This window comes from Pseudomonas sp. PDM26, from assembly GCF_019219185.1.
Lineage (GTDB): Bacteria > Pseudomonadota > Gammaproteobacteria > Pseudomonadales > Pseudomonadaceae > Aquipseudomonas.
This window is the reverse complement of record NZ_JAHUWC010000009.1, coordinates 227,030-247,740: the sequence shown is the minus strand read 5'-3', so window position 1 is coordinate 247,740 and position 20,711 is coordinate 227,030. Positions and strand designations below refer to the sequence as shown.

The following is a 20,711-nucleotide window of genomic DNA, read 5'->3' as shown; positions in this document are numbered from 1 at the left end:
TGCGATCTTTTGATCTTAGTTGTCGTAACCCAGGTTCGGCGCCAACCAACGCTCGGTCACGCTCAACTCCTGGCCTTTACGCGAGGTGTAACTCTGCACCTGATCCTTGTCGATCTTGCCCACGGCGAAATACTGCGCCTGCGGGTGAGCGAAGTACCAGCCGCTGACCGCTGCCGCCGGGAACATGGCGTAGTGCTCGGTGAGGAACACGCCGCTGCGGCCGGCCTTGAGTTCTTCCGCTTCCGGGTCCAGCAGCTTGAACAGCGTGGCTTTCTCGGTGTGATCCGGGCAGGCCGGGTAGCCTGGAGCCGGGCGGATGCCGGTGTATTGCTCTTTGATCAGCGCCTCGTTGTCCAGCGTCTCGTCCTTGGCGTAACCCCAGTAGTCTTTACGCACCTGCTGGTGCAACCACTCGGCACAGGCCTCGGCCAAGCGGTCGGCCAAGGCCTTGACCATGATCGAGTTGTAGTCGTCGCCCGCATCCTGATAGGCCTTGGCCACTTCTTCGGCACCGATCCCGGCGGTGGTGATGAAACCACCCACGTAGTCGGTCACTTCACTGTCTTTGGGCGCAACGAAGTCGGCCAGGGAGAAGTTCGGCTTGCCGTCGGTCTTGATGATCTGTTGACGCAAGTGGTGCAGCTTGGCCATTGGCTTGCCGTCATCGCCATAGAGCTCGATGTCGTCGTCATGCACCTGGTTGGCCGGCCAGAAGCCAAACACCGCGCGGGCGCTGATCAGTTTCTCGTCGATCAGTTTGGTGAGCATTTCCCGGGCATCTTTGTACAGCGAGGTGGCGGCTTCACCGACCACTTCGTCCTGGAGGATGCGCGGGAACTTGCCGGCCAGGTCCCAGGATATGAAAAACGGCGTCCAGTCGATGTATTCAGCCAGAACGTTGAGGTCGATGTTGTCCAGCACCCGCGTGCCGGTGAAAGTCGGTTTGACCGGCGTATAGCTCGCCCAGTCGAATTGCGGCTTCTTGGCGACGGCCGCGCCGTAGCTCAGGCGTTCGGTGCGGGCGCTGCGGTTGGCAGTGCGCTCGCGAACCTCGATGTAGTCCTGGCGGGTTTTCTCGACGAAACCGGCCTTGAGTTCCTTGGACAGCAACTGCGTCGCCACGCCCACGGCGCGGGAGGCGTCGGTGACGTAGATCACCGCGTCATTGCTGTACTTGGGTTCGATCTTCACCGCCGTGTGCGCCTTGGAGGTGGTCGCGCCACCGATCATCAACGGCAGGTGGAAGTCCTGACGCTGCATTTCGCGGGCAACGTGGACCATCTCATCCAGCGACGGGGTGATCAGGCCGGACAGGCCGATGATGTCGCACTTCTGTTCCTTGGCCACTTGCAGGATTTTTTCCGCCGGCACCATCACGCCGAGGTCGACGATGTCATAGCCGTTACAGCCCAGCACCACGCCGACGATGTTCTTGCCGATGTCATGCACGTCGCCTTTCACGGTCGCCATGAGGATCTTGCCCTTGGCCTGCGGCTTGTCGCCTTTTTCCAGTTCGATGAACGGGATCAAGTGGGCAACGGCCTGCTTCATCACGCGGGCAGATTTCACCACCTGTGGCAGGAACATTTTACCGGCGCCGAACAGGTCGCCGACGATGTTCATGCCGGACATCAGCGGGCCTTCGATCACTTCGATCGGGCGAGCGAAGGACAGGCGCGACTCTTCGGTGTCTTCCACGATGTGAGTGGTGATGCCCTTGACCAGCGCATGCTCCAGACGCTTGTTGACGTCCCAGTTGCGCCACTCCTCGGTCTCGGCTTCCTTGACGCTGCCGTCGCCCTTGTACTTGTCGGCGATGGCGAGGAGGGCGTCGGTGCCTTCCGGGGTGCGGTTGAGGATCACGTCTTCCACGGCGTCGCGCAGCTCCACCGGGATCTGGTCGTAGATCTCCAGTTGGCCGGCGTTGACGATGCCCATGGTCAGGCCGTTACGGATCGCATACAGCAGGAACACCGAGTGAATCGCCTCGCGCACCGGGTTGTTGCCACGGAACGAGAACGACACGTTGGACACGCCGCCGGAGGTCAGGGCATATGGCAGTTCGTCGCGGATGTAGGCACAGGCGTTGATGAAGTCCACAGCATAGTTGTTGTGTTCTTCGATACCGGTGGCCACGGCGAAGATGTTCGGGTCGAAGATGATGTCTTCCGGCGGGAAGCCGACTTCGTTGACCAGAATGTCGTAGGAGCGTTTGCAGATTTCTTTCTTGCGCGCTTCGGTGTCGGCCTGGCCGGCTTCGTCGAAGGCCATCACCACCACCGCGGCGCCATAACGCTTGCACAGTTTGGCGTGGTGAATGAACTGCTCGACGCCTTCTTTCATGCTGATCGAATTGACGATGCCCTTGCCCTGGATGCACTTGAGGCCGGCTTCGATCACTTCCCACTTCGAGGAGTCGATCATGATCGGGACGCGGGAGATGTCCGGTTCGCCGGCAATCAGATTGAGGAAGGTCACCATGGCCTTCTTCGAATCGAGCATCCCTTCGTCCATGTTGATGTCGATCACCTGGGCGCCGGCTTCGACCTGCTGCAGGGCGACTTCCAGGGCTTCGGTGTAGTTGTCTTCACGGATCAGGCGGGCAAACTTGGCGGAACCGGTGATGTTGGTGCGCTCGCCGACGTTGACGAACAGCGAGCTGCGATCGATGGTGAACGGCTCAAGGCCCGAGAGGCGGCAGGCCTTGGGAATGTCCGGAATCTCGCGCGGCGCATAACCGGCCACCGCTTTGGCGATGGCTTCGATGTGGCCCGGCGTGGTGCCGCAGCAACCGCCGACGATGTTCAGGAAGCCGCTTTGGGCGAACTCTTCGATGACCTTGGCGGTTTCCGACGGCAATTCGTCGTACTCACCGAATTCGTTCGGCAGGCCGGCGTTCGGGTGCGCCGACACGTAGGTGCTGGCCTTGTTCGACAGTTCTTCCAGGTACGGGCGCAGTTCACTGGCGCCGAGGGCGCAGTTCAGGCCGACGGAAATCGGCTTGGCGTGGGCCACGGAGTTCCAGAAGGCTTCGGTGGTCTGGCCCGACAGCGTGCGGCCCGAGGCGTCGGTGATGGTGCCGGAAATCATGATCGGCAACTCAATGCCCAATTCCTCGAACACGCCCTGCACGGCGAAGATCGCAGCCTTGGCGTTCAGGGTGTCGAAAATGGTTTCGATCAGGATCAGGTCGGCGCCGCCTTCGATCAGGCCTTTGGTGGATTCGGTGTAGTTTTCCACCAGCTCATCGAAGGTCACGTTGCGGTAGCCGGGGTTGTTCACGTCCGGGGACAACGAGCAGGTGCGACTTGTAGGGCCGAGCACACCGGCGACGAAGCGCGGCTTGTCCGGGGTTTCCAGGGTCTTGGCGTCGGCGACCTTGCGCGCCAGGCGTGCGCCTTCTACGTTTAACTCATACGCTAGGCCTTGCATGCCATAGTCAGCCAGGGAGATCTGGGTGGCGTTGAAGGTGTTGGTTTCCAGAATGTCGGCGCCGGCGTCCAGGTAGGCTTTTTCAATACCGCCAATCACGTCCGGGCGAGTCAGTACCAACAGATCGTTGTTGCCTTTGACATCGCTTGGCCAGTCAGCGAAGCGTTTGCCACGGTAATCCTGCTCTTCGAGCTTGTAGCTCTGGATCATCGTGCCCATACCGCCATCGAGAATCAGGATGCGCTCTTTGAGGGCGTGCTTGAGAGCTTGAAGGCGAACGCTGCGATCGGACATTTGGACTACTCGGTAAGACCATGACGAAGGGCCGGGATGATAGCAAACCTGTGCGCTTTTAGAGCATGACTGGCATTTGCATGAATATCGTTCATGTTGCTAAGGATGACAGGCCGGTAGAATCGCGGCGTTTTTTCAGGATTCAGGACCAGGGACATGTCGTATCGCTTCGTCATCGGCACATTGCTGTTGTTTTCAAGCTGGGGCGCTGTGGCGCAAAGTCCGGCAATTTCCCCTGCCATTTCCTACAGCCGTGATATTCAACCGATCTTCACTGAAAAGTGCGTGGCCTGCCATGCCTGCAACGACGCCGCCTGTCAGCTCAATCTGGGCAGCGGCGAGGGCGCGGCACGTGGCGCGACGAAAGTCCCGGTCTACGATGGGGACCGCCGCCAGGCCGTTGCGCCGACCCGACTGTTCTATGACGTCTCCGGCAAACAGGCCTGGCAGCAAAAGGGCTTCTATTCGGTGCTCGATGCCCAGGGCAGCCAGGCCGCATTGATGGCGCGGATGCTGGAGCTTGGCCACAAGACTCCGTTGCAACCCAACGCCAGGCTGCCGGAAGACATCGTCCTGGGCCTGAACCGTGAGAACATGTGTGCCGTGCCCGGGGAGTTTGACGGCTACGCCGCCAAGCATCCGAAGGAGGGCATGCCGCTGGCAGTGACCGGCCTGACCGACCAGCAGTACCAGACGCTGCAACGCTGGCTGGCGGCAGGGGCGCCGATTGATCAGCAGGCGCTGGCGCCCAGCGCCAAGGAAGCCTTGGGGGTGGTGCAATGGGAAAACCTGCTCAATTCCCCAGGCGCCCGGGAAAGCCTGGTGGGGCGCTGGCTGTATGAGCACTGGTTCCTCGCCCATCTCTACTTCAAGGATGGCGAGTCCGGGCATTTCTTCCAGTGGGTGCGTTCGCGCACCCCGACCGGCCAGCCGATTGACCTGATCAACACCCGCCGCCCGAACGATGATCCGGGCACGCAGTTTTACTATCGCTTGTGGCCGGTGCAGGGTGTGATCGTGCACAAGACCCACATCACCTATGCGCTGAGTGCGGCGAAGCTGGCGCGAGTCAAGAGCCTGTTCTACAGCGGCAACTGGCAGGTCGACGCATTGCCGGGCTACGGGCCGCAGAGCCGGGCCAATCCGTTCGCCACCTTCGAAGCGATCCCGGCCCAGGCGCGCTATCAGTTCATGCTCGATAATGCGGAGTACTTTGTTCGCACGTTTATCCGCGGCCCGGTGTGTCGCGGGCAGATCGCCACCGACGTGATCCGCGATAATTTCTGGGCGCTGTTCCAGGCGCCCGAGCACGACCTGTATGTCACCGATCCTAACTATCGTGGGCAGGCCACGCCGTTGCTGGCGATGCCGGGGCAGAACGACGACGTCGGCAGCGTCCTCAGCCTGTGGCACGACTACCGCGACAAACGTAATGAATACGAAGCCTTGCGTCGGGACAGCTACGCCGACCTGCCGGCGCCAAGCTGGTCGACCCTGTGGGCGGGCAATGACAATGCGTTGTTGAGCATCTTCCGCCATTTCGACAGTGCTTCGGTGACCAAAGGCCTGATCGGCGACGTACCGCAAACCATCTGGCTGTTCGACTATCCGCTGCTGGAGCGCACCTACTATCAACTGGCAGTGAACTTCGACGTGTTCGGCAACGTGTCCCACCAGGCCCAGACGCGGCTGTATTTCGACCTGATCCGCAACGGCGCCGAGCAGAATTTCCTGCGCCTGATGCCTGCCGATTCCCGGGAAGGCTACCTCGACGACTGGTATCAGAACAGTGGCAAATTCAAGATGTGGCTGGACTATGAGTCCATCGACGATGACAAACCGACTGCACTGAGCCTTGACTCGCAGGATCCCAAGCGGGATTTCGCCCGGCAATTGCTGGCCCGCTACGGCGACCTCAATGCCAGGCCCGATCCCATCAACCGCTGCGACGGTGCCTACTGCTCGCGGCCGAACATTGATCCTGACCTGCAAAGTGCCGAACAGACGCTAAGCCGGCTGACTTCGCGTCCGGCGGCCGGGTTGAAAGTAATTGATCAGATGCCGGAAGCGACCCTGCTGCGTATCGAAACCAGCAGCGGCAAGCGTGAGGTCTACAGCCTGTTGCGTAACCGAGCCCACAGCAACGTGGCGTTTTTGCTCGGTGAATCACTGCGCTACCAACCGGGGCTCGACACCCTGACGATTTTCCCGGGTGTGCTCAGTAGCTATCCGAACTTCATGTTCAACATCCCGGCCGGGCAAGTGCCGGCGTTTGTGGATGCGATGGAAGGCGCCAAGGATACCGACAGCTTCGAGAAAATCGTCGAACGTTGGGGAATACGGCGCAGTCATCCGCAATTCTGGGCTTATTTCCATGACCTGAGCCGCTATATCCACGAAACCGATCCGGTGGAAGAGGGTGTGCTGGACATGAACCGCTACGAGAACCTCTGAATAATCGCCGATCCCCTGTAGGAGCGGGCTTGGTCCGGGCGGCGTTCCGACGATGCTCTCAACTGCGCCGCGCAAACCCGGGAGTGCGCGTTATCGTTGGCGACCATCGCGAGCAAGCTCGCTCCTACAGAAAACCAGAGGGATATCGGAATCTTTCCCGACAAAAATACTAGGACTTTGTCCGGCGCGTTGATTGGCGTAAACTGCGTCCAAGCCTGCGAGGAGTTTCCATGACCGCTATTACCATCACTGACGCCGCCCACGATTACCTGGCTGATCTGCTGTCCAAGCAGAACACCCCGGGCATCGGCATTCGCGTCTTCATCACCCAGCCTGGCACCCAGTACGCCGAAACCTGCATTGCCTACTGCAAGCCGGGCGAAGAAAAACCCGAAGACACCGCGCTGGGGCTGAAAAGCTTCACCGCGTACATCGACCACTTCAGCGAAGCCTTCCTGGACGATGCGGTTGTCGACTACGCCACCGACCGCATGGGCGGCCAGCTGACCATCAAGGCGCCGAACGCCAAAGTACCGATGGTCAACGCCGACAGCCCGGTCAACGAGCGCATCAACTACTACCTGCAAACCGAGATCAACCCGGGGCTGGCCAGCCACGGCGGTCAGGTCAGCCTGATCGACGTGGTCGAAGACGGCATCGCCGTCCTGCAGTTCGGCGGTGGTTGCCAGGGCTGCGGCCAGGCCGACGTGACGCTGAAGGAAGGCATCGAGCGCACCTTGCTCGAGCGTATTCCCGAGCTCAAGGGCGTGCGCGACGTGACCGACCACACGCAGAAAGAAAACGCCTACTACTAAGGTGTTCGCTGCGGATTGAAAAAACGGCGCCCCGTGAGCGCCGTTTTTTGTGGGTGATTGAAAACCTGTGGCGAGGGGGCTTGCCCCCGTTGGGCTGCGAAGCGGCCCCAGCTTTTATACGGGTGCACAGATTTTGCGACGGCTACGCCGCCGAACGGGGGCAAGCCCCCTCGCCACAGGGTTGGTGGTGAATCAGGGCCTGTAGAGATGCGCATGCCCCGCGCGATACAACGATGACTCGCTGAAGTGGTCGCTGCCCAGCACCCGACCTACCAGAATCAACGCCGTACGGCGAAAACCCTTGGCTTGAACCTTCCCGGCAATATCCTCGAGCGTGCCCACCACCCAATCCTGATCCGGCCAGCTCGCGCGGTGCACCACCGCAATCGGGCAATCGGCTCCGTAATGCGGCAGCAGTTCCTCAACGATCTTCGCCAGGTGATTGACCCCCAAGTGGATCGCCATGGTCGCGCCGTGTTGCGCGAGGCTGGAGAACTCCTCTCCGGGAGGCATGGCGGTCTTGTCGGCGTAGCGAGTCAGGATCACGCTCTGGGAAACGTCCGGCAGCGTCAGTTCCGCACCCAAAAGCGCAGCGCAAGCGGCTGTGGCCGTCACGCCAGGGACGATTTCGAACGCAATGTTCAGTTCACGCAGATAGCGAATCTGCTCGCCAATTGCACCATAAAGGCTCGGATCGCCGGAGTGCACCCGGGCAACATCCTGACCGTTGGCGTGTGCGGTTTTGATCAGGTCGATGATCTGTTCCAGATGCAGTTCGGCGCTGTTGACCACCTGTTCGGCACAATGACCTTCCAGTACGGCGGCAGGCACCAGAGAGCCGGCATAAATGATCACCGGACAGCTGCGAATCAGCCGCTGGCCCTTGACGGTAATCAGTTCGGGGTCGCCGGGACCTGCGCCAATGAAGTAGACGGTCATCGTCGGTTCCTGTGGGGGGGAAAAGGGGCTGAACAGGGCTTCAGATGAAGAGTGTTCATGATCAACAGTGGGGATTATCGGGGTTTTTATGCCGCGCCGGCCAACGCCAGGGTCGCCTGAGCATATTTTTGTCGTGGAATCAGCAGTTTTGCCGGGGCCTGGGCCAGTTGTTCCGCCAGGGCCAGGGCGGCGCTTTCCGCCACGCCGTAGCAGCCGGTGCGTTCAAACGCTATTTGCGATTGATGACTGAGTTGCGGTTCATAAGCGGCCAGTTGTTCACTGCTGAAATACATCAATTCCAGGCCAAGCTGCTGAGCCAGTTCGATTAGCGCAGGTTCGTCGCGCTTGGAGTCGATGCTGGCCAGGGCCTTGATTTCATGACGAGCAATCTGGTGCGCCTCCAGTGCCTGATCGAGCAGCGCCAGCAACGTGCTGACGGGGCAGCCCCGTTGGCAGCCCAGGCCGACCACCAGGGTCGGCGCTGTGCTGACGTCAGTCATGCCTGGTATTGACCTTCGCTTTTGCGACGGAACAACCAGGCGCTGATCAGGCCCAAGGCCAGCCAGAACGCCACGTTGGTCAGTTGCGAAGCGATTTTGAACTGGGTTTCCAGTGCCTCTGGAGCGAGCATCGAATGTACTTGCGGTTGCGGTGCGCCAATCACATGGGGAACGGCAAGGATTGCCACACCGAGGACTTTCATCAGCCAGTGACGGCTGAATACGATCAGCGCGATACCGACGGCGGTGGAGGCGGCGGTGCCGATCCACCACAGTTGCCGTTGTGCCAGATCGGCTGCGGCAGTGCCGGGCAATTCAGGTGGCAGGCCGAGCGTCGGCGCGAGCACGAACGTCGCATAACCGGCCAGGCCCCAGAACAGGCCCTGGGAGGTTTTGGTCGGCGCGCGCAAGGTGTACAGGCCGGCGAGCATCAGGGCGAAACCGACCGCTACCACCAGATTGCCGCCGGTGGTCGACAGCACGCGCTGCCAGCCGTCTTCCGGCTCCCAGGCTTGCGCATCGTGAGTGTGGGCAGCCATCGCACCGTCGGCGTGCTCATGCATTTCAACAGCGGGCGGTTCGGCTTTTTCGTAAGTCTCAGCCTGCAAAATCAGCGGAGCGACCCAGAAGCTTTGCAACAGGGTCAGCAGCAGGGCGGCCAGCAGCCCGGTGAAACCTGCGGTTTGCGCAATACGCTTGATCATGTAGACAGCTCTCAATGGCACGGGAATGCGGAGCTGTGACGGGTATCGTGGGCGGCATTGTGCACCGCTTCGATGTGCGAGAAACCGGCGAAATACACAAGGCACGCGCCCAGGATCGACGCGCAGACGGCGGCGGCCAGACGTTGGGTCAGGGTTGAGGTGGTGCTCGCGGATGTGTGTTCGGCGCTGCTGATGATCGACATGGCGTTTCCCTCTGGTCTGTCAGCGGGGAATAAGAGCGCATGTAAACCCCCACGCGACCAGCACGCAGAGGTTCAAACAGCGCCCGCCCACCGCGGGTTTGTTGGTTCAGTGATCGTACTGGTCACTTTGTGTTGCGGGCCGGTCTCCGGGCTCACGAGGGGTGCAGGCGTTTGCCTGATCCTGCAAGCGCCACCTTCCCATGCCGTAGTGGCACAGTGGATCTGACGCTTCGCTCGCTTACCGTTGCGGGGGCAGCACCGGACTGACATGGCTTAAGAGTAAAGCACATGATTCACCGGTTTCCCGTTTCACCCTGTGAAGGGCACCCGTAACAAGATGCGTAGGAGAGCATGGGCGGGGGTTGGGCGTCAATTGGCAAGGGTTCTCACTTGAAACTGAGTGATGCCCGGCTCTTTGTAGGAGCTGCCAAAGGCTCGGGCCGCGTTCGGACGATCTTTTGATTTTGCTTTTTAAAAACAAGATCAAAAGATCGCAGCCTTCGGCAGCTCCTACGGGGGAGGGCGTGCGCAGCGATTGACCCGCCCCAAGACCATGCGTAGCCTTGCGCTTTCGAGGTTCTTCGGCGTTGGCCGAAGCTAAGAAGGGAACGCGGTCGATGCCGCGGCTGCCCCCGCAACTGTGAACGGTGATGTTCGTTGCCACGCCACTGCTGGCTCAATCCATGAGGCCGGCGGGAAGGCGCAGCGAATGCCAGGCTCAAGGCCGGCACACCGTCAGCCAGGAGACCTGCCTCGTCACAGATTCTCACTTTCAACCGGGCGGGGTGATCCGGTGGCGAACTCTTCAGGCACGCGCGTCCGCGTTGTCGGTTGTCGTCCCGTATGCCCGCCACCATAGCCATAGGGCATCCGATGAAAACACTGGCCAAACTCCCTGTCACCATCGTCACCGGCTTTCTCGGTTCGGGTAAAACCACGCTGCTGAGGCACATGCTCGACAACGCCCAGGGTCGCCGCATCGCGGTGATCGTCAACGAATTCGGTGAGTTGGGTATTGATGGCGAAATCCTCAAGCAGTGCTCAATCGGTTGCACCGAAGAAGAAGCCAACGGCCGTGTCTATGAGCTGGCCAACGGCTGCCTGTGCTGCACCGTCCAGGAAGAATTCTTCCCGGTGATGCGCGAACTGGTGGCCCGTCGCGGCGATCTGGACCACATCCTCATCGAAACGTCCGGCCTGGCCCTGCCCAAGCCGCTGGTGCAAGCTTTCCAGTGGCCAGAAATCCGCAGTGCCTGCACGGTGGATGCGGTGATCACCGTGGTCGACAGCCCGGCCGTGGCCGCCGGCACCTTCGCCGCGTTCCCGGATCAGGTCGACGCCCAGCGCAAGCTCGACCCGAACCTGGACCACGAGTCGCCGCTGCACGAACTGTTCGCCGACCAACTGGCCAGCGCTGACCTGGTGATCCTCAACAAAACCGACCTGATCAACCCGGCCGACTTGGCCCGTGTGCGCCTGGAAGTCGCCGAAGAGTTGCCGCCAGCGGTAAAAATCGTCGAAGCCAGCAGCGGTCGCCTGCCGCTGGACGTGCTGATCGGCTTGGGTGCCGGCTCCGAAGAACACATCGACAGCCGTCATAGTCACCATGACCATCATCACGATGGCGACGACGATCACGATGACCACGATCACGACGCCTTCGATTCGATCTCCATCCAATTGCCGCAAGCCGACGAAAGCCTGCTGATGGACGCGCTGACCCAACTGGTGGTCCAGCACGGCATCTTGCGAGTCAAGGGTTTTGCGGCAGTCCCGAACAAACCGATGCGCCTGCTGATCCAGGGCGTGGGCACGCGTTTCGACAAGCACTTCGACCGCCAGTGGGGTGCTGAAGAAGCGCGAGTCACCCGTTTGGTGCTGATCGGCCAGGAACTGGACGCCACGGTTCTCGAAGCGCAATTGCGCGCCCTGCTCAGCGTGTAAGCCATGCACCTGCTCAGGACCCAGCCCGGCGGTTTCGTGTCGGATGACAACATTGCTGACCTTGGACAAACCCCCGCCGAGCTGGTGATCCTGTGCAGCGGCGATTCCAGCCTGGCGCTGCTCGCCGAAGCGGCGCAGCAATTGCCCGACGATTACCCGAGCGTGCGGCTGGCCAACCCGATGCAGGTGCAGAACCATGCTTCGGTCGATTTGTACGTCGACGAAGTCCTGCGTCACGCCAGGGTGATCCTGATTTCGCTGCACGGCGGCATCGCCTATTGGCGTTACGGCATCGAACGCCTGGTTGAACTGTCGCAGCGCGGTGTGCAGGTGATTCTGGTGCCGGGCGATGATCGTCCGGACCCGGAGCTCAGCGACCTGAGTACAGTCGGCGCCGAGGATCGTGACCGGCTCTGGCAGTTTTTGCGTCAGGGTGGCATGGGCAACGCCCTGGACTTCTTCCGCTGCCTGGCCAACCGCTGGCTGGCCCGTGATTACACCTGGGGCGAGCCACAAACCCTGCCACGTACGACGATTTACCATCCGAACCAACATTCTGCCGCGCTGAGCGACTGGCAAGCCGACTGGCACGCGGGTCAACCGGTGGCGGCGGTGCTGTTTTACCGCTCGCATTTGCAGGCGGCGAACACCGCTTTCATTGATGTTTTTTGCCAGCGTTTACAGGCGGCGGGGTTGAATCCATTGCCGATTGCGCTGGCCAGTCTTAAAGAGCCAGCTTGCCTTTCCATGGTCGAGGACTGGCTGGACGAGGCCAACGTCTCGGTGATCCTGAACACCACCGGCTTCGCCCAGTCCAGTCCCGAAGCGCCGCATCTGCGGCCGTTCCGTCGCAATATTCCGGTGATCCAGGCGATTTGCGCCCAGGACAACGAACCGGGTTGGCGTGCCAGTGAACAGGGGCTTGGTCCTCGTGACCTGGCGATGCACATTGCCTTGCCGGAACTGGACGGGCGCATCATCAGCCGCCCGATCAGTTTCAAGGACCTGGCGTGGCGCAGTGAGCGCAGTCAGTCGGATGTGGTCTGCTACCGGCCTGCACCTGCGCGTATGGACTTCGTTGCCGAACTGGCGCGGCGCTGGGTCGATCTGGCGCGGGTGCCCAATGCACAGAAGCGCATTGCCTTGATTCTCGCCAATTACCCGACCCGCGACGGTCGCATCGGTAATGGCGTCGGCCTCGACACGCCGGCGGCAGCGCTGAACATTCTGCGGGCGCTGCATGCCGAAGGTTATCCGTTGCCGGCCGAATTGCCGGACAGCGGCACCGCGTTGATCCAGCAGTTGCTGGGCGGCGTCAGCAACGATCTCGAGACCCTCGACCTGCGTCCGTGCCAGCAAAGCCTGGGGATGGAGGAATATCTGGCGATGTTCAACGCACTGCCCGAAGCCAATCGCGCGGCGGTGCTCGAACGTTGGGGCGCACCGGAAAACGACCCCATGTGCCGCAGCGGACGGATGATGATCGCCGGCTTGCGATTTGGCCTGACCTTCGTCGGCATTCAACCGGCACGGGGTTACCAGGTCGACCCGAGCGCGGTGTATCACGACCCGGACCTGGTCCCGCCCCACGGTTACCTGGCGTTTTACTTCTGGCTGCGCAACACCTACGGCGCCCACGGCGTGATCCACGTCGGCAAGCACGGCAACCTCGAATGGTTGCCGGGCAAAGGCGTGGGGCTGTCGGAAAACTGCTGGCCAGATGCTTTGCTCGGGCCGCTGCCAAACATCTATCCGTTCATCGTCAACGATCCGGGCGAGGGCGCCCAGGCCAAGCGGCGCACCCAGGCGGTGATCATCGATCACTTGATGCCCCCGCTGACCCGCGCCGAAACCTACGGCCCGCTGCGCAACCTCGAACTGTTGGCCGACGAGTATTACGAAGCGCAGTTGCTCGATCCGCGCCGCGCCCGCGAGTTGCAGCGCGACATCCTGCAATTGGTGCGTGACACGCACATCGACCGCGAACTGCAGCTGGACGAGCAGCTCGACAGCGATGCCGATGCAGCGATCTGGTTGCCGCGACTCGACACTTACCTGTGCGACTTGAAAGAGTCGCAGATCCGCGATGGCCTGCATGTGTTTGGCGAGTCGCCCACCGGTCGTTTGCGTATAGATACCCTGCTGGCGTTGTTGCGCATTCCACGGGGCGATGGCCGTGGTGCGCAGTCGAGCCTGCTGCGTGCGTTGGCCAAGGCCTTCGCGTTGGGCTTCGACCCACTGGATTGCGCGCTGGCCGAGCCCTGGACCGGACCGCGTCCCGAACTGCTTTTGCTTATCAGCGACGAGACTTGGCGCACAGCGGGGGATACCCGCGAACGCCTGGAGTTGTTCGCCGCACAGTTGATTTCGGACGCGTTGAATACAGAGGCTCAAACCACACCAATCCCCTCTGGGAACGGGCTTGTGTGGCGAGGGGGCTTGCCCCCGTTGGGTCGCGAAGCGACCCCAAAAAAAGGGACTGCTGCGCAGTCCAACGGGGGCAAGCCCCCTCGCCACAAAGGCTCGCTCCTACAGGAGGCGGACTGGATTGAGGTACAAGCCATTATCGATGGTTTGCGTGACGTCATTGCCCCGCGCCTGGACGCCTGCGGCCCCGCAGAAATGCGCGGCTTGCTCGACGCCCTGAGCGGTCGCTTCGTTCCGGCCGGTCCCAGCGGCGCGCCGAGTCGTGGGCGTCTGGACGTGCTGCCCACCGGGCGCAACTTTTATTCGGTGGACGTGCGCAACCTGCCGACCACCACGGCGTGGCGCATCGGTTTCCAGTCGGCCAACCTGATTCTCGAACGGCACCTGCAAGACCACGGCGATCATTTGCGTCAGCTCGGTCTGTCGGTGTGGGGTACCGCGACCATGCGCACCGGCGGCGATGACATCGCCCAGGCGATGGCGCTGATGGGCGTGCGTCCGGTCTGGGCCACCGGCAGCCAGCGGGTCGATGATTTCGAGATTCTGCCGCTGAGTTTGCTTGACCGTCCGCGGGTGGACGTGACCTTGCGTGTGTCCGGGTTCTTCCGCGATGCCTTTGCCAATCTGATTCGCTTGTTCGACGCGGCGGTGCAAGCGGTGGCCGACCTCGATGAGCCGGACGACCTCAATCCGCTGGCGGCCAAAGTGCGCGCCGAGCGTGCAGCCTTGCTGCAGACGGGGCTCGATGAAGACGCGGCGCGACGTCAGGCCGGCTGGCGGATTTTCGGGGCCAAGCCCGGTGCCTACGGCGCAGGGGTGCAGGGCGCCATCGACGGTCGGCTGTGGCAGACCCGCGAGGACCTGGCCGAGGTTTACCTCAACTGGGGCGGCTACGCTTACGGTGGATCTGATGAGGGCACCGCTGCTCGTGAACAGTTCACCCAGCGCCTGAGCCAGGTACAGGCGGTGCTGCAAAACCAGGATAACCGCGAGCATGATCTGCTCGACTCCAACGATTACTACCAGTTCCAGGGCGGCATGCTGGCGGCGGTGGAAAGCCTGAAAGGCGAGGCCGCGGCCAGCTATCATGGCGACCACAGCCAGCCGGACCTGCCGAAGATTCGCACCTTGAAGGAAGAGCTGAACCGAGTGATCCGTTCCCGGGCGGCCAATCCGAAGTGGCTCGAAGGCGTTAAGCGTCACGGCTACAAAGGTGCGTTCGAAATGGCCGCGACGGTCGATAACCTGTTCGCCTTCGACGCCACCACGCAGCTGATCGACGATCACCAGTACGCGTTGCTGACCGATGCCTATTTGCTCGATCCGGACACCCGGGATTTTGTCCGCGAACACAATCCCCATGCCTTGCGCGACATGACCGAGCGCATGCTCGAGGCGCAACAACGGGGGATGTGGAAGGAACCAGGCGAGTACCGCGAGGCACTGGAGAATTTGTTGCTGGACATAGAAGAAGACGGCTAATCACCGCAAATCCTGTAGGAGCGGGCTTGCCCGCGAAGGCAATTTGTCAGCCGACGATTATGTTGAATGTAATTGCCTCTTCGCGAGCAAGCTCGCTCCTACAGGGATTGGGGCGCCTCTGAGATCACCGACCATGACTGAGATAGAACAATGACCGACACCCCGCACTTTCCCCTCTCCGCCGTGGTCGGCGCCGACGATTTGAAGCTGGCCCTGTACCTGACCGCCATCGACCCGAAAATCGGCGGCGTGCTGATCGAAGGCCCGCGGGGCATGGCCAAGTCGACCCTGGCCCGTGGTCTGGCGGACCTGCTGGCCAGCGGTCAGTTCGTCACATTGCCATTGGGTGCCACCGAGGAGCGTCTGGTCGGCACCCTTGATCTCGATGCGGCGCTGGGCGAAGGGCGCGCACAGTTTTCCCCTGGCGTACTGGCCAAGGCCGATGGTGGCGTGCTCTATGTCGACGAGGTCAATCTGTTGCCCGATCACCTCGTTGACCTGCTGCTCGACGTGGCCGCCAGCGGCACCAACCTGATCGAGCGTGATGGGATTTCCCATCGGCATTCGGCGAAGTTTGTGCTGATCGGCACCATGAATCCGGAAGAGGGCGAACTACGTCCGCAACTGCTCGACCGCTTTGGTCTGAACGTCGCCCTCAGTGGCCATACCGCACCCGCCGAGCGCGGTCAGATCATCCGTCGTCGCCTGGATTTCGACAGCGACCCACAAGGGTTCTGTGCCGAGTGGGAAAGTCAGCAACACGCACTGCGCGAGCGTTGCCAAAAGGCGCGCTCGGTACTGGCGAGCATCCCCCTCGACGATGCCGCGCTGGCGCAGATCACCGAGCGTTGCTTTGCTGCCGGCGTCGATGGTCTGCGGGCCGATCTGGTCTGGCTACGCGCAGCTCGGGCTCATGCGGCCTGGCGCGGAGCGAATGCCATTGGCGAAAAAGATATCGACGCGGTCGCCGAGTTTGCCTTGCGCCATCGTCGTCGCGAACATTCGCCACCGATGCCGCACCAATCACCCGCAGCACAGCCGCCTTCCAGTCAGAACCCCAACCCGAGCGAAAGTCAGGGCCAGTGGGGCGAAATGCCCGCTCAAGCGCTGCCGGTCGGCGCTCGACGTGAAGTGCCGAGCTGGCCAAAAAAGCCCTAGGCATTCGCCCTCGATCAGACGCGGGGGCGAATGCCAGACCCCGTGCAGGACGGCTGGATAGCGGTAAACAGGGCAAGCGTCACGCAGCCCTGAGCGGATCGATCGATTGGCCCGGCACCTTGCTCAATGGCCGACCGCGTCAGCGCGACGATGTGCGGTTTCATCTGCGCACCCGCAGCCCTCATGAATTATGGCTGGTGATCGTCGACGCCTCGGCGTCGACCCGGCGTCATCAGGCATTGAGCGATGCCAAGGGCCTGCTGGCGCAACTGTTCGACGATGCCTATCGACAGCGTGCGCGCTTGGCTTTGCTGACGGCCAACGGTCATATGCCGAAGTGGCAGGTGCAAGGGTTGAAAGCCTCTGCGGGTTTGCGCGACTGGCTCGAAGGGCTCGGTGCCGGCGGCGGTACGCCGATGCTGGCGGCGATGGGTGAGGCGGGGCGTTGGCTGGCGGTACGGCAAAAGCGCTTTCCGGCAGAACAGCAACGGCTATTGTTGGTGACCGATGGACGGATGAAGGAATGGTCAACGTTGCCGGCGCTGGATTGTCCGGGGCTGCTGATCGACATCGAGCGCGGGCCGATTCGCCTCGGGCGGGCTAAAGTGCTGGCGGATCAACTGCAAACGCATTATCAGCATATCGATGATTTGTAGCCGAAAAGATCGTCCGAACGCGGCCCGAGCCTTCGGCAGCTCCTACAGAATAGCGAGTGCATCCGCGAATGATGGGTGTGCCACAATCGGGGTAGGAGCTGCCGAAGGCTGCGATCTTTTGATCTTCACAGGAGTGACCCATGCGCGTTCTGGCCCGCAATGAACAGGGCGATTTTCGCGTCAAGGCTTACGCTGGCACCAACGGCGTGCTGTTGGCCATGGACCTGGCCGAATCCCGTCGCATTGGCCTGTTGGGTTTTGCCATTGAAAAACAGCAGGGCAGCAAACCCTGGATGTTTCTGTTCAATAGCCTGACGTTCCCGGACAAGGACCATACCTTCCCCGAGTTTCACGCCACGCCCAGCGATATCGCTCCGTTGCAGAGATTTCGCTGGGCCGATTACGCGGTCAATCCGGGTGTGACAATCCATTATCGGGTTCATCTGGCCTATGGCACCGCCGATGCGCCACAGCTGGGTGAATTTCTGGAAGTGACGCTCACCACGGACAATGGCCTGCCAGCGGGCCAGAGCGTCATCTTCAACCGGGCTGTGGCCGCCAGTCAGGCATTCCAGCGCAAGTTCGCCGACGTTGATGCGCTGCTCAGCGCCAACAAGAAACTGCCCATCGAAGAATGGCCCGACGCCCCGCGACAATGGCTGGAAAACGGTCTGCTCGCACGCTTGCTGGGGTTCATCGAACGGGCCGAGGATGGTCAGTGGGCGCTGGACATCGCGATCTATGAGTACCAGTTGCAGGTGATCGTCGATGCGGTGAACGCCGCCTTTGAGCGCGGCGTAAAGCTTCGGGTTCTGTACCACGCCCAACCGGACGAAGACACCACGGCAATGAACGAAGCCAGCCTGGAAAAAATCCCTGCGGCGAACAAGCGCGGGCGAGTCACGCATAACATTTTTCACAATAAGTTCATGGTCCTGAGCCGGCTCGACGCAGCGGGACAGCATCAGCCCGAAGCGGTACTCTGTGGCAGCACCAATTTCACCCCCAACGGCGTTTATCGTCAGGCCAACGTGGTGCATGTGTTGGACGATGCTCAGGTCGGCGCCAGCTATCTGCAAACCTTCGAGCAGGTCTGGGCCGCACCGGCGGACGTCGGTGCCACACGGCAATGGCTCACGGAAAACAATCCGATGCAGCCGGACCAGGCGCTGTTCGCCGGCTTCTCACCGCGCTCGGGCCAGGGCGACTTGCGTGAGTTCGTCGAGATCATCGACGCGGCCAAAAAAGACCTGCTATTTGTCACCGCCTTTGCCTTGCCGGACGAAGTGCTCAATGCGTTGCTCGGCCAGCCCAACGACGACATTTTGCGTTACGGCCTGCAAAACACCGTCAGCCGCATCACCGGTTTTCACGCCGACCGCACCGCCCAATTTGCCGCCACCGCGCTGCTCAACACCGGCCTGGAAGGCTGGCTCAAGGAAAACATGAAAGGCCAGAAGGGCAACCTGCTGGTGCATACCAAAGCCATCGTCGTCGATTTCACCAGCGACTCACCGACGATCATCAGCGGCAGCCACAACCTCAGTGAAGCGGCCAGTAACGGCAATGACGAGAACTACCTGATCATCCGTGGCGACACCGACCTGGCCGATCGTTATGGGCTGGAACTGCTGCGCTTTTACGAGCATTACCGGTTCCGCTACTTCGCAAAAAAACTCTCGCTCAAGCAGGTCCGGCCGTTGGCTCTAGATGACAGCTGGACCGATGATTATTACCTCGATGGCGATCTGCGCATGTTGTCGCGGTTGCGCTTTGCCGGACGATAAACAGCCTGGCGGGTCCCTGTAGGAGCAAGCTTTGCTCCTACAAGTTTTATCTTTGGTTATTGCTCATTGCCTACCGGTACTGACGCATGAGTAGATCAAACGCCAGATTTTAAATCGTTACACCTTCAACTGTGGTGCAAGTACCCGTGCGTTGTGGCCAACGGTAGCGTTCATTCAATTGTCCCTTTCGTAACACCTTCTTCGCGCTTACGCGCATCCATCTGATTCAAAACACTTTTCAATTCCCCCAGGATTGCGCCCATATCCTGTGGCACACTTTCTGCTGTCTATTCCGTTGTTACACAATATGTTCCGGTATAGCGGAATAAACTAGCCTTGGAGTGCTTGCCATGCATCGCCGACCTTCCTTATTTAAAGCGTGTGTTTTTCTGTTCGCGGCTTCGGCCTCTGTCGTGGGTATCGCTCAAGCGGCGGACAGCAAGCTCGACAGCGTCCTGGCCCGCGGCAAACTGATTGTAGGCACCGGCAGCACCAACGCGCCGTGGCACTTCCAGGGCGCCGACGGCAAGTTGCAAGGCTTTGATATCGATATCGCGCGCATGGTGGCCAAGGGGCTGTTCAACGACCCGAGCAAGGTCGAGTTCGTGGTGCAGTCGTCCGACGCGCGTATCCCCAACCTGCTGACCGACAAGGTCGACATGAGCTGCCAGTTCATCACCGTGACGGCCAGCCGTGCCCAGCAAGTGGCGTTCACTCTGCCGTACTACCGAGAAGGCGTCGGCCTGCTGCTGCCAGCCAACAGCAAGTACAAGGAAATCGACGACATGAAAGCCGCGGGTGACGGCATCACCGTGGCGGTGCTGCAAAATGTCTACGCCGAAGAACTGGTGCACCAGGCGCTGCCCAAGGCCAAGGTCGATCAGTACGACAGCGTGGACTTGATGTACCAGGCCGTGAACTCCGGCCGCGCCGACGCGGCGGCCACTGATCAGTCTTCGGTGAAGTACCTGATGGTGCAGAACCCCGGCCGTTATCGCAGCCCGGCCTATGCCTGGAGCCCGCAGACCTATGCGTGCGCGGTCAAGCGCGGCGATCAGGACTGGCTGAATTTCGTCAACACCACCCTGCATGAAGCCATGACCGGCGTTGAGTTCCCGACTTACGCGGCTTCGTTCAAACAGTGGTTCGGTGTGGATCTGCCAACGCCGGCGATTGGCTTTCCAGTCGAATTCAAATGATTGCGTGAGAGCGGGGCGATTTGAGTCGCCCCGCTCAAGGTACTGCTGACCATGAACTATCAGTTGAATTTTGCCGCCGTCTGGCGCGATTTCGACACCTTGCTGGCGGGGCTCGGTATGGGCCTTGAACTGGCGCTGGTGTCGATCGCCATCGGCTGCGTGATCGGCCTGATGATGGCGTTTGCCTTGCTGTCCAGGCATCGCGCATTGCGGGTGCTGGCGTCGGTGTATGTCACGGTGATTCGTAACACGCCGATCCTGGTGTTGATTCTGTTGATCTACTTTGCGTTGCCGAGCCTGGGGATACGCCTGGACAAGATTCCCTCGTTCATCATCACCCTGTCGCTGTACGCCGGGGCCTACCTGACCGAAGTGTTCCGCGGCGGTTTGCTGAGCATTCCCAAGGGCCTGCGCGAAGCCGGGCTGGCCATTGGCCTGGGCGAGTGGCAGGTCAAGGCCTACGTCACCGTGCCGGTGATGCTGCGCAATGTGTTGCCGGCCCTGTCGAACAACTTCATTTCGCTGTTCAAGGACACCTCGCTGGCGGCGGCGATTGCCGTACCGGAGCTGACCTATTACGCGCGCAAGATCAATGTCGAGAGCTATCGGGTGATTGAAACCTGGCTGGTGACCACGGCGCTTTATGTGGCGGCCTGTTACCTGATTGCCATGATGCTGCGTTACCTCGAACAGCGTCTGGCGATTCGCCGATAGGAG

14 protein-coding genes and 2 riboswitches are annotated in these 20,711 nt (G+C 61.1%); of the genes, 9 read left to right on the top strand and 5 right to left on the bottom strand.

Annotated elements, in window-relative coordinates; translation table 11 throughout:
* Positions 1-15: 15 nt before the first annotated feature.
* Complete coding sequence (metH, locus tag KW849_RS19095; RefSeq protein WP_218430812.1) at positions 16-3,726, bottom strand: methionine synthase; 3,711 nt, start codon at positions 3,724-3,726, stop codon at positions 16-18.
* Between the two features lie 156 nt (positions 3,727-3,882).
* Between metH and KW849_RS19090 the strand changes: the two genes are divergently transcribed.
* Positions 3,883-6,180, top strand: coding sequence for a fatty acid cis/trans isomerase (locus tag KW849_RS19090; protein ID WP_218430811.1), 2,298 nt, complete (start codon positions 3,883-3,885; stop codon positions 6,178-6,180).
* 230 nt (positions 6,181-6,410) lie between these two features.
* Positions 6,411-6,995: a Fe-S biogenesis protein NfuA gene (nfuA, locus tag KW849_RS19085; protein ID WP_007912592.1), complete on the top strand. Its 585-nt coding sequence runs from the start codon at positions 6,411-6,413 to the stop codon at positions 6,993-6,995.
* Between the two features lie 192 nt (positions 6,996-7,187).
* Here the strand turns inward: nfuA and cobM are convergent, their stop codons facing one another.
* The 4 genes from cobM to KW849_RS19065 form a co-directional block, all read right to left on the bottom strand.
* A complete protein-coding gene (cobM, locus tag KW849_RS19080; protein ID WP_218430810.1) occupies positions 7,188-7,934 on the bottom strand; it encodes a precorrin-4 C(11)-methyltransferase in 747 nt (248 codons plus the stop codon).
* Between the two features lie 86 nt (positions 7,935-8,020).
* Positions 8,021-8,434 carry a cobalamin biosynthesis protein gene (locus KW849_RS19075; protein WP_102671349.1) on the bottom strand — a complete coding sequence of 138 codons (414 nt, stop codon included), beginning with the start codon at positions 8,432-8,434 and terminating at the stop codon, positions 8,021-8,023.
* On the bottom strand, positions 8,431-9,138 hold the full coding sequence (locus tag KW849_RS19070; protein WP_218430809.1) for a CbtA family protein: 708 nt from the start codon (positions 9,136-9,138) through the stop codon (positions 8,431-8,433). Before KW849_RS19070 ends, KW849_RS19075 begins: the two co-directional genes overlap by 4 nt.
* A gap of 11 nt (positions 9,139-9,149) precedes the next feature.
* A complete protein-coding gene (locus tag KW849_RS19065) occupies positions 9,150-9,341 on the bottom strand; it encodes a CbtB-domain containing protein (RefSeq protein ID WP_218430808.1) in 192 nt (63 codons plus the stop codon).
* A 119-nt stretch (positions 9,342-9,460) separates the two neighbouring features.
* Positions 9,461-9,687, bottom strand: a riboswitch (cobalamin riboswitch).
* Positions 9,688-9,898: 211 nt separating this feature from the next.
* Positions 9,899-10,112, top strand: a riboswitch (cobalamin riboswitch).
* A 102-nt stretch (positions 10,113-10,214) separates the two neighbouring features.
* On the opposite strand from KW849_RS19065, the gene cobW reads away from it, so the two are divergent.
* The 7 genes from cobW (at position 10,215) to KW849_RS19030 (ending at position 20,708) form a co-directional block, all read left to right on the top strand.
* Positions 10,215-11,285, top strand: a complete 1,071-nt coding sequence (cobW, locus tag KW849_RS19060) for a cobalamin biosynthesis protein CobW (protein ID WP_218430807.1) — start codon at positions 10,215-10,217, stop codon at positions 11,283-11,285.
* A 3-nt stretch (positions 11,286-11,288) separates the two neighbouring features.
* Positions 11,289-15,194 (top strand): cobaltochelatase subunit CobN, encoded by a 3,906-nt coding sequence (gene cobN / locus KW849_RS19055; protein WP_218430806.1) that lies wholly within the window; start codon positions 11,289-11,291, stop codon positions 15,192-15,194.
* A 150-nt stretch (positions 15,195-15,344) separates the two neighbouring features.
* Complete coding sequence (locus KW849_RS19050; RefSeq protein WP_218430805.1) at positions 15,345-16,352, top strand: ATP-binding protein; 1,008 nt, start codon at positions 15,345-15,347, stop codon at positions 16,350-16,352.
* A 119-nt stretch (positions 16,353-16,471) separates the two neighbouring features.
* Positions 16,472-17,008, top strand: coding sequence for a VWA domain-containing protein (locus KW849_RS19045; protein ID WP_218430804.1), 537 nt, complete (start codon positions 16,472-16,474; stop codon positions 17,006-17,008).
* 140 nt (positions 17,009-17,148) lie between these two features.
* A complete protein-coding gene (locus KW849_RS19040) occupies positions 17,149-18,795 on the top strand; it encodes a phospholipase D-like domain-containing protein (RefSeq protein ID WP_218430803.1) in 1,647 nt (548 codons plus the stop codon).
* Between the two features lie 350 nt (positions 18,796-19,145).
* Entirely contained in the window at positions 19,146-19,994 is an 849-nt protein-coding gene (locus KW849_RS19035) for a transporter substrate-binding domain-containing protein (RefSeq protein ID WP_218430802.1), read from the top strand.
* A gap of 51 nt (positions 19,995-20,045) precedes the next feature.
* A complete protein-coding gene (locus KW849_RS19030; protein WP_108217292.1) occupies positions 20,046-20,708 on the top strand; it encodes an amino acid ABC transporter permease in 663 nt (220 codons plus the stop codon).
* Positions 20,709-20,711: the final 3 nt, after the last annotated feature.